General features: G+C 50.5%; 7 protein-coding genes and 1 pseudogene. 5 read left to right on the top strand and 3 right to left on the bottom strand.

The window, feature by feature from the left end; all coding sequences use genetic code 11:
• Positions 1-191: pseudogene (locus H6F50_RS03800) on the bottom strand (hypothetical protein); the annotation flags it as partial.
• A 28-nt stretch (positions 192-219) separates the two neighbouring features.
• Positions 220-3,129 carry an ATP-binding protein gene (locus H6F50_RS03795; RefSeq protein WP_190426492.1) on the bottom strand — a complete coding sequence of 970 codons (2,910 nt, stop codon included), beginning with the start codon at positions 3,127-3,129 and terminating at the stop codon, positions 220-222.
• Positions 3,130-3,531: 402 nt separating this feature from the next.
• On the opposite strand from H6F50_RS03795, the gene lgt reads away from it, so the two are divergent.
• From lgt to H6F50_RS03780, 3 genes are all read left to right on the top strand, one after another.
• Positions 3,532-4,416, top strand: a complete 885-nt coding sequence (gene lgt, locus H6F50_RS03790; RefSeq protein ID WP_190426488.1) for a prolipoprotein diacylglyceryl transferase — start codon at positions 3,532-3,534, stop codon at positions 4,414-4,416.
• Between the two features lie 386 nt (positions 4,417-4,802).
• Positions 4,803-5,657: a precorrin-4 C(11)-methyltransferase gene (gene cobM, locus H6F50_RS03785; RefSeq protein WP_242028886.1), complete on the top strand. Its 855-nt coding sequence runs from the start codon at positions 4,803-4,805 to the stop codon at positions 5,655-5,657.
• 166 nt (positions 5,658-5,823) lie between these two features.
• Positions 5,824-6,432, top strand: coding sequence for a hypothetical protein (locus H6F50_RS03780; protein WP_190426485.1), 609 nt, complete (start codon positions 5,824-5,826; stop codon positions 6,430-6,432).
• A gap of 13 nt (positions 6,433-6,445) precedes the next feature.
• Here H6F50_RS03780 and H6F50_RS03775 read toward each other — a convergent pair whose 3' ends face one another.
• The gene (locus H6F50_RS03775; protein ID WP_190426481.1) at positions 6,446-7,453 is read right to left on the bottom strand and encodes a zinc-dependent alcohol dehydrogenase family protein; all 1,008 of its coding nucleotides are present in this window, start codon (positions 7,451-7,453) and stop codon (positions 6,446-6,448) included.
• Between the two features lie 186 nt (positions 7,454-7,639).
• Here H6F50_RS03775 and H6F50_RS03770 point away from each other — a divergent pair, with 186 nt between their 5' ends.
• Together H6F50_RS03770 and H6F50_RS03765 are read left to right on the top strand one after the other, a co-directional pair.
• Positions 7,640-8,998, top strand: a complete 1,359-nt coding sequence (locus tag H6F50_RS03770; protein WP_190426477.1) for an efflux RND transporter periplasmic adaptor subunit — start codon at positions 7,640-7,642, stop codon at positions 8,996-8,998.
• Positions 8,999-9,076: 78 nt separating this feature from the next.
• The coding region (locus H6F50_RS03765; RefSeq protein ID WP_190426473.1) for an efflux RND transporter permease subunit at positions 9,077-10,893 on the top strand (1,817 nt) is incomplete at its 3' end.

Raw genomic sequence — 10,893 nt, 5'->3', positions numbered from 1 at the left:
TAAGCCGGTTGTCCTTGAGCAAGCACCCATTGGGTTAATTCAGCTAAATTTGCCCCTAAAAGAGGAGGAATCGTTCTGGCTGGGTTTTTATTCGTTACCCCCTGTTTAGCAACGGGAGCAGTTTCATCAAACTGATTTTGATGCTGACTGTCTGTAGAAGACTGAACCTGAGAGCGGGACGTAGCAGACATAAATAATCAAAAGTTTTCGCTAGGATCTCTATCCTAGAACCTCTCGATCGACGCTGGGGTTCACTTTATAAGTTTGCCCGATCGGAATCTCAATTTGAAACTCTGCACCTTCCCCAGGTCGAGATAGACACTTCATCTTTCCGCCATGCTTTTCTACAACAATTTGATAGCTAATCGATAAACCCAGTCCAGTGCCTTGACCGACTGGTTTTGTTGTAAAGAACGGGTCAAACAGTTGCCCTAGGACACTTGCACTCATCCCCGGCCCATTATCTTTAATCCCGATTCTCACCCAATTCTTGTCTAAAAGTTGGGTAGAAATTGTTAAAGTGCTGGGTTTCTTTTTAATTTCTTCTGAGCTTCGCGCTTTATCTTGCTCCTGCAAAGCATCAATCGAATTATTCAAGATATTCATAAATACCTGATTCATTTGTCCGGCATAACATTCCACCAGCGGCAAGTTGCCATATTGCTTGATAACCTGAATAGCCGGAAACTCTGGTTTATGCTTGAGGCGATTGTGCAAAATCACGAGGGTACTATCGATTCCCTCATGAATGTTGACAGGTTTCATCTCGGCTTCATCTAACCGAGAAAAGTTACGCAAAGTCAGAACAATCTCCCGAATGCGGTTTGCCCCTACTTTCATCGAAGACAAAGTTTTCGGCAAATCCTCAATTAGAAAATCAAGATCGATCTCTTCAACCAAGCCTTGAATGTTTGGATCAGTGTAGGAATAACCCTGCTGGTAAAAGTTAACTAAACCGAGAAGATCCTGAGTGTAGTTACCCACATGGGTCAGATTTCCGTAGATGAAGTTGACAGGGTTATTAATCTCATGGGCAACACCCGCAACGAGTTGACCGAGGCTAGACATTTTCTCAGTTTGAATTAGTTGAGCTTGGGTTTGCCGCAGGTCTCGCAGGGTTTGTTCTAGAGCGATCGCTTGCTTTCTAGCAGTCTCTTCCGATTGTTGCAATGTTTCTTCGGAGAGCTTGCGCTCCGTGATGTCCCGTAGGATGACAATATACTCTTGAAGCTGGCGATTCGAGCGGTGGGAGAGTGTCACCTCGATCGTGCGTAAGCTCGTTTCATCCTGCCGGAATGTCTGTTCGCTGCGACTTTGCCAAATCTCAGGCGACCCAGCTAACCCAGAGAGGAAATCGTTGAGGCGACGCCCAATCAGCTGATGAGCGTCCATCTCGAAAAGGGCAACAGCGGCTGGGTTGGCTTGACGAATCGCGCCGCTCTCATCCAAAACGAGAATGGTATCCGGAACCGTGTCTAGGGCAGTGATAAAAAGATTTTCCGCGTGTTCTCGTGCTTCAGCGATCGCAGCCACTTGAGGCAAGCTAGTCCAGCAGGCAACTGCGATCGCTACAAAAGCGAGCGTCATCAGCAAAATGACTAAAAGATTGTTACTGGCATTCCCAGAAATCTGCCCAATCCCGTTCCGAAGCACCCAGGCGATCGCCGTCGCACTACAAACCAATAGAATCAGGACGATCACCTGAAAGGCAACAAAATCTTTGACCTGAAAGCTTTTCACCCGGTAACGCTCAATCCACCAGGCTGGGTGGAAAGGCTCAAATGCGATCCGACGAATCGCTGCATCACAAGCCAAAACAGCGATCGGAGACAGCAGCCCAACTAGCACATCTTGCCAGCTCCAACTTAAACCCCCCACTACCAGAACAACCACCTCGAGGGCGAAGAAGCCCAGCGACCACCAAGGCCAGCGCACTTCGGGTTTGCCTCGCTGCAACCACAAGCCCAGCTGGATTGACATAATGGCGACAAGATAGCCAGTACCCGTTACTACCACAATTCGAGAAATATCTCCCCAAAGCAAATAGATCAAGCTGATGCCAAGGGAAAATATTAGGGCAGGTTGCAGAACGCCTTGCCGGGAGACGACCGCGAAGACGGGTGAAAGGTGTCCGTCTAGGGCAAGTTGGTACAAAATGCGGGGAGAATTAGAAACCGCAGTCGCGCAAGCGAGAAGGCAGCTAGAGACGATCAGGAGGGTCACGATTAAGGAAGCTGACTCGCCCCAGAAGGGCTTTGCTGCTGTGAAAAAGTTCAAGAACGTGTCTTCGCCCAAGTCTGGTACAGTTGCCAAGCGCATGAGTACCCAAGAACCGCCCAGAATGACCGGCGGCATTAGCCAAGCTGCCAAGCTGAGAAATCGCAGCGTTTCTCCAGGGCGTCGGCTGTCGGCGACAAATGCGGAGGCTGTCTCGCAGGCGTAGGCAATGTAGATTGCGAAAAAAGACCACTTTGCCCAATCCACAAAGTTTAAGGTTGACCAGGTGCTAGGAAAAAATCCGGGACTCGCGGGCGAGAAGGCTAACCATCCTAGACCTTGAAGACAAAACACCAATAAGAATCCGACTGCTGGAAGAATGAAAAACGTGTGCAAGATTGCTAAAGCTCGCGTGCCGCTGAACGCGACAATATAAGCAATCAGCGTGAATCCTATTTTCAGAGCCGTTTCCGGACAATCAATCCCTAAAGGTTCTAGATTAGTCTTGATGAGATTCGTCAGGATAATTGGGTTGATTGGCAGATATCCTGCCCAGCCGATGAAGTACGCGATCGCCGCATAACGAGCTAGACCGGGATAGTTTTTGAGTAACTTAGTCGTGTAATTTGGAGTTCCTCCCGATATTTCAGGCCAGTGTTCTCCTAAGCGTTTCACTTGCAGATTCAGCAGCATCCCCACAATCGCTGCGGGCAACCACACAAAGATGGCAGATGATCCTAATGCTGCATGAATTAGCGGGGCTGTGCCAATCCAGGCTAGATGACCTGTGAACCCAAAACCCCAAGTTTCTAAGGCACTCAGGCTGCGCGGCAGGTGCATAGATGAACGCTGATTTAGGCGCAGATTACGATTTTCAACGATAAGATTTTGAGTAATTCGGTCTTCAGTCATCTCTGTTCGATCTCAGCGTGATGGTTCCGCGAGTGCTGCCATCACGGTCGTATATAAGTACAGTTGCAATATCAATATCTATCTATCGGATCGGTACTCGCTACCGCTATTTGTCTTAATCTTGCTGCTTGCGATCGTGAAACTTGTTTACTTTCACAATTTGACATTTTTCGCAAGGGTCAGCAGTAATTTGATTGATTGAATGTTGATTGCCCTTGGAAAGGGGTGTCAGCGTGTCCAGATTTCCAGGGAACTGAGACCAGGGGACTGAGAATTGGCTAGAGGCGTGTGAGCGATCGCGATCTAGCTGCTGCTATGCAAGACTTGAATCAAGCATTCGATAAACTATGAAGTGCTAGCAGCGAGTCTTGTCCGGGCTACGCTGGAACTCAATCAAAGCCGATGCTTCTTGATATTTCCTCTCTGCCTTTGGCATTTGAATTTACCTCTCCAGGCCCAATCCTCATTGAGCTGGGACCGTTTACCATTCGCTGGTACGGTCTATTAATTGCCTCAGCCGTATTAATTGGCGTCACCCTTTCTCGATATCTGGCGTCCCGCCGTCACATCAACCCAGATATACCGGGCGATTTCGCACTCTGGCTAGTTGTAGCGGCGATTCCCAGTGCCCGACTCTACTATGTTTTGTTTGAGTGGGAACAATACGCCCAAAGACCGGGTGACATCATTGCCATCTGGAAAGGAGGCATTGCCATTCATGGGGCGATCATCGGTGGCACTTTGGCAGCTTTGATTTTTGCCCGAATCCAAAAAATCTCTTTTTGGCAACTTGCCGATTTAGTCGCGCCCTCTGTCATTTTGGGTCAAGCCATCGGGCGTTGGGGCAATTTCTTCAATTCTGAAGCCTTCGGGGCACCTACCGATTTGCCTTGGAAACTGTTGATTCCGGTCGAGAACCGTCCGCCCGATTACCAAAATTTTGCCTACTTCCATCCCACCTTTCTCTATGAATCTCTTTGGAATTTAATGGTGTTTGGGTTGCTGATGACCTTGTTTTTTCGGGATTTGAAGAGACCACGTCTCAAGGCAGGTACGCTGTTTTTGGTTTACATGGTGGCTTATAGCGCCGGTCGCGTTTGGATTGAGGGGTTACGCACCGATAGCTTGATGCTGGGGCCGTTGCGAATGGCACAAGCAATCAGTTTACTGGGAATGGCGCTGGGATTGGCGGGTTTGGCTTGGGTTTATTTGTTGCGTCGTTCTCTGCCAGATGTCGTGTCAGCTTCTAGTCATGAGAATGCTTCCAGCGAGAACACCCAACGATGAATCCTCCCATTTCACGGGAGCGAGATTACACCTCAGATGCCTCAACCGTCTTTCCGATCGGGCTTTAAGAATTGAAGTGTCGCGTTAATCAAGTGAATTGGTAGAAAAAGCCAGGTTTCAGGAGAAATTATTCCCAAAAAAATCCCAAAAAAAATGCTCTAGAGTCAAACTCTAGAGCAAAACCAGGGTGCATCTACCATTCCTTAATTACCGGGGAAGTGGAACGAATCCGGAAAGTGTCCGTAATCAATTTAATTTTTTGGACTCGGTAGGCGCAGATAGCTACCGCTGTACGGGAATCAGAAGCAATCTGCAATTTTGACAAAATTGCAGAACGATCAACAGATGACTGATAAGTTACACACTCTAGAAGAGGTTTGTCTGAATTGGCGACTAAATTTATTGGCGAATCATTGTCTCCCCTGGCACCAGCCGTTTACATTGTCGGTGCAGGGCCGGGAGATCCAGATTTATTGACGGTTAAGGCGCAGAAACTACTCGCGGTTGCGGATGTAATCTTATTTGCCGATTCTCTGGTGCCGGTGCAAATTTTGCAGGGGGTGCGTGCGGATGCGGAAATTATTCGCACCGGGAATAAAACCCTCGAAGAAATTCTGCCAGTGATGATTGAACGAGTGCGATCGCATAAATCTGTGATCCGCCTCCACTCTGGCGACCCCAGCCTCTACGGTGCTGTCTTTGAGCAAATGCAAGCCTTGGCAGAGGCTGACATTCCTTTTGAAATTGTCCCCGGCATCAGTGCTTTCCAGGCAGCCGCCGCCAAGCTCAAAGTTGAGCTAACGGTGCCAGGACTGGTACAGACGATTATCCTCACCCGGATTAGCGGACGCGCTTCAGCGGTGCCGGAACGAGAAGAATTAGCCTCCCTAGCAGCGCATCAGGCAAGTTTATGCCTTTATCTAGCGGCGCGTCACGTCGAAGACGCGCAAGCGAAACTGATGCAGCACTACCCCGCCGATACACCTGTGGCGATTTGCTTTCGAGTCGGTTGGCCTGATGAGAAAATCTTCCTGGTTCCTTTGGATCAAATGGCAGCTGTGACGCAGCAGGAAAATTTGATTCGGACGACGCTTTATGTGATTAGTCCCGCCTTGGGGACGGTGGAAAATACGCCAGAGTCTTTGGCGACAGCGAAACGTCGTTCGCGTCTGTACGATCCTGAACATACTCATCTGTTTCGCCAGAAATCCGCGAACCTCTCCCCCAACTCCTCCTTGTAAGGGTAAGTTTTGAATATTTAACGCTCCCAAATCGTCAAAAACCTACACCTGTAGGGAAGAAGTTTCCCGGTGCAAAATGTAAGGTGAGAAAAGTCTGATTGGTAACAGCACCCAATGCAGATGAAGCGTTAATAACCAGATAATAATCGAGGCAATTTTGTAAACTATGCTTTCGCAAATCGTGCGCCCAATGGTTCGCACTCAAATCCGGTTACTCGCTAGCTGTCAGGCAACTCGTTCCACACTGATTGGGACGATTGCCCAGTGGCTGGGCTTTCTCGGTGTACGTGCCCAAGTCACGCACCTCAATGCCGGTTCAGACCAAAAAATTAGCATTTCGCTGACAGTAGACCAACCAGAAGGGTGCGACAAGCAAGACTGGCAGCAAATTGTCCACAACCTTAATCAAGAAACCGATGCAAAGCCAGCGGAGGATTCCCAGCCTCAGCTAACGCCCCAGCAACAAAGTAAGCTACAGCGGTTGCTGGCTTATTTGATTCAGGCGGCGGAACCGGAAGTCAGGATCAGCTGGGAGGTTTGGTCTCGTCAGCTTCAGGCACTCGGTTTAGAAGAACCCATGCTGCTGGGTGTCAGATCGGCATTGAAAGTGCCCCAGTCGCTTGAGCAATTGCTGGAAGGACTCGATCCAGATATTGCTGCGATCGCGCTTCCCAAAGCGGTCAGCATTGCCTTGCTCGATCGCCGGGTCAATGCTTCGGAAGACAAGGCTTTGACAGCACTTTTGCAGCTAATGAAGCCACGCAATGAGGGTTGATCGCTGGTTAGTTTTATTCACCCTCGATCAGCAAGGCGATTTTACCTGTAATCGATCCGGCTTCTAACAGTTGGTGGGCGGCGGCGGCGGCTTCGAGGGGGAAGGTTTTAGCTAGGTGAATTTTCAGCGAACCTTCATCAATCCAGGTTGCACACTGTTCTAAAATTTCTGCGTGATGCTGTTGAGCTTCCAGAAGTCCTTGCAATGCAGGGGTTAGCATCAATTCAAAGCTAATCCGGAGATTGCGCGATCGCGCAATCTTCCAATTAGAGTAAGCGGGGTCTGGCTCCAGAATCGTCACCAGATCGCTATAAACCCGCACGGCGGGAAACGTTTTATAGAAGGTTTCCCCGCCCACCGTATCAAAGGCTAAGTCTACGCCCTCTCCTCCAGTCCAATCTAGAACCGCCTGGACAAAGTCAGTTTGCTGATAAAAAATTACCTCATCGGCACCTAATTCGCGGACAAAATCAGCCTTGTCCTGAGAACTAACGGTGGTACAAACTTCCGCACCTTTCAGCTTCGCCAGTTGAATGGCGACGTGACCGACACCGCCAGCACCCGCGTGAATCAGCACCCGTTCCTTGGGTTCTAGCCGCCCTCGTTCAAATAGGGCTTCCCAAGCGGTAATCAGAACCAGAGGGGCAGCAGCGGCTTCCGCAAAGCTTATAGAGGTGGGTTTCTTGGCGACAAATCGCTCATCAACAACCGCCATTTGAGCATAATTTCCCAGCTTTGCCCCCAGTCCACCTGCACAGAAATACACTTCATCGCCAACCTTAAACCGCTGGACGCCAGAACCGACTGCTTCCACGACTCCCGCCCCATCACAGCCTAAAATAGCGGGCATTTGGTCTGGGTAGAAGGTGCCCCGCTGCCGCAATTTAGTGTCAATCGGGTTGATTCCCGCCGCCCAAAGACGGACGAGGATTTCTGTGCCTTGTTCAATCGTCGGGTTTGGGACTTCCTGAAGTTGCAAGACTTCCGGTGCGCCAGATGCTGTCATCAAAACTGCTTTCATCAGGTCGTTCTTGTTGCTAAGCCAAGGGTCTTTTATTGAGAACTCTACCGCAAGTCTGGGTTCCTAGCGTCACATTGCGATCGCATCTTTTACCAGAAATTTTGCATCATAGTTAAAGTAGCCCTTGCAACATTTCTTTGCAAAAGGTTGCCGCCAGTAAGGTGAAAGCGTGGAGGGAGCGCGGTGATGGACGAAGCCCCAAAAAAGATAGAAGTTAATGAATTAGATGAATTAGATGAAACCTGGGACGGTGACGAAGAATCCTCTGACGACGGCTGGAAGCGGAGCCGCAAAAAAAGAGGTCTGTCTGGTTGGAAGGGTGTGGCGCTTGGCTTAGGGCTAGGCATCGCCCTCACCGCAGGCGGAATGAAACTGCTTTCACAGCCTAAGACTGCGAAGAAGCCAGATGCCACGCAACAGGCAGCACCACCCAGCCAAAGTGTCACCGCAACTGTCGCCCAATCCGCCGAAGTTGCCCGCACTCTGACAACCAGCGGCACAGTAGAAGCCCGCGAACTCATCCCCGTTTTGTCCCAGACAACCGGCTTACAAATCCAGAGAGTTTTGGTGGACGAGGGGCAAACCGTAGAAGCCGGACAGGTAATGGCAGTTCTGGATAATTCCGTCCTACAAGCGCAACTCGATCGGGGAAAGGCACAGCTAGAATCGAGCCAAGCTGCTGTCCGGCAAAGACAAGCCGCTTTAGCGCAAAGCCGAGCCACCCTTGCCGAAGCCCAACGAAATCTCCAGCGTTATCAGCAACTGGCTCAGGCAGGGGCGATTAGTCGTCAAGAGCTAGATGCTCGCGCCACCACTGCCGCAACCGCGAGAGAAGAGGTTCGCCTTGCCCAAGCGAATATCAATAGTGCTGAAGCTGAGGTCAGGAGCAGTGCGGCAAATCTGCAACAACTGCAAACTCAGCTGGGACAAACCCAGGTTCGCGCTCCGGCTAGAGGCATTGTTACCAGACCAAAAGTAGATGATGAAATTCAGCAAATAGCCCGGATTGGGGATGTCACTTCTGGCAGTAAACCGCTCTTTTCGATCATCCGCAACGGACAACTGGAATTGGAGGCACAACTTCCTGCTATCCAACTGCCGCAAGTAAAAATTGGGGCACCCGCCACGATTACCTCGGATAACGATAGCCGGGTTCGCTTGCAGGGGCGAGTCAGAGAAATCGCACCCCTGGTGAACGCGCAAAGGCGTGAAGCAACCGTCACGATTGACCTGCCCCAGCCTTCGCGCGGGGAAAGCTTGTCTTTACGACCGGGGATGTTTGCCCGTGCCGCAATTACGACTACTACCACGACCGGGGTAACGGTACCTGCCAAGGCGATACTCCCTCAGCCGGATGGTAGTGCAATTGTATTCCTGCTATCGGGTGAAGACACGGTTCAAGCTCGGAAGGTAGAACTAGGAGAAGTGGCGAGCGGGGACACAAGGGAGATTAAGAGCGGGTTAAAACCAGGCGATCGCGTCGTCGTTGCCGGTGCCGGGTATCTCAAAGAAGGCGACAAAGTTCGAGTCATCAATAGTCAATAGCCAATGGCTAATCGCGAAGGATAATCGGCGATTAGCCACGAGCAATCAGCAATCTTTTAATCTTTCAATTCGCCTTTTATGAACATTTCCGGCTGGTCAATTCGCAAACCCGTCCCTACCCTGGTCTTATTTTTGATTTTGACCGTGGTAGGTTGGTTTTCTTTTACAGGTTTGGGCATTGATATCAACCCAAATATCGATCTACCAACGGTTTCGATTACCGTCACCCAGGCAGGAGCGGGACCAGCGGAACTAGAATCTCAGGTGACGAAACCGATTGAAGATGCTGTCGCGGGTCTGGGAAATATAGACCAATTAAATTCAACAGTTAACGACGGCGTCTCTACCACCGTCGTTAATTTTGTATTGGGGACAGATAGCGATCGCGCGACGAATGATGTCCGCAATGCGGTCGCCCAAATTCGCCAAAGTTTACCCGCAGACATCAACGAACCGATCGTGCAACGGCTGGAGTTCTCCGGTGGGCCGATTATGAACTACGCCGTCATTTCTAAGCAAAAATCGGTAGAAGAATTAAGTAATCTGGTTGACGAAACGATTAGCCGCGCCCTGCTATCGGTGGAGGGAGTCGCTCAAATCAAGCGGGTTGGCGGTGTTGACCGCGAAATTCGCGTCAATCTCGATCCCGATCGTCTGAAAGCTCTGGGCATTACAGCGACTCAAGTCAACGACCAAATCCGCGCCCTCAACGTCAATTTACCCGGCGGACGAGCGGAGTTAGGCGGGAGCGAACAAAGCATTCGCACCTTAGGCAGTGCGCCGAATGTCCAGGCGTTGCAAAACTATGAGATTATCCTTCCGGGCGGGGGTTCGGTGCCCTTATCCGCTTTGGGAGAAATCCGCGATGGCTCTTCTGACCCCCGGCAGGCGGCACTGCTGAATAATCAACCCGTCGTGTCTTTTTCCGTCTTGCGTAGCACTGGCAGCACTCTGGTGACGGTGGAAGAAGGGGTACGCCAGAAAGTAGAAGAACTGCAAAAAACCCTGGGGTCGGATGTCCAGCTAAAACTCATCTTTACTCGCGCTGACTTTATCCGCGAATCCTACGATGGCACCATTGATGACTTGATCCAAGCGTCCCTGCTGGCAGTGCTGACGATTCTAATCTTTTTGCGGAACTGGCGTGCCACGTTGATTACTGCCGTGGCACTGCCGTTATCCATGCTGCCTACCTTTGCCGTGCAATATTTGCTGGGTTACACCCTCAACAACATGACTTTGCTGGCATTGGCGCTGGCGGTGGGGAACTTGGTGGATGATGCCGTTGTTGAAATTGAGAATATGGATCGCCACATGGATATGGGCAAAACGCCCTTCCAAGCGGCTTTAGATTCTTCCGCGGAGGTGGGTTTGGCTGTGCTGGCGAGCGCGGCGACGATTATCGCGGTGTTTTTGCCAGTGGCGTTTATGGGTGGCATTCCGGGGCAGTTTTTCCAGCCGTTTGGGGTGACGGTTGCTGTCTCGACAATCTTCTCTACTCTGGTGGCGCGGACGATTACCCCGATGATGGGCGCTTATTTGCTCAAACCGAAGAAGACTTCACCCGCCAATCACGCACCCGGAAATGGGAACGGGAACGGCGCTAACAGCCGGAAAAAAAATCGATTTCAACCGTATCGCTTTGTGCTGAAGTGGGCTTTGCGGCATCGCCTGACAACGATGGCGATCGCTCTGGCATTTTTCCTGGGCAGTTTGGCGCTAGTCCCGTTTATTCCTAAAGGTTTATTTGATAACGGTGACATTGGTTTCTCGGAAGTTGCGGTGCAACTCCCTCCCGGTTCGACGCTGGAAGATACTAAAAAAGTTGTACAGCAGACAACTCGGTTAATTCAGCAAAGCCCAGCCGTTGACAGTGTCTTGGCAACGACAGAAGT

Source organism: Coleofasciculus sp. FACHB-712, assembly GCF_014695635.1.
Classification (GTDB): Bacteria; Cyanobacteriota; Cyanobacteriia; order Cyanobacteriales; family FACHB-T130; genus FACHB-T130.
Note: the sequence above shows the minus strand (reverse complement) of the source record. Positions and strands in the feature narration are given on the sequence as shown.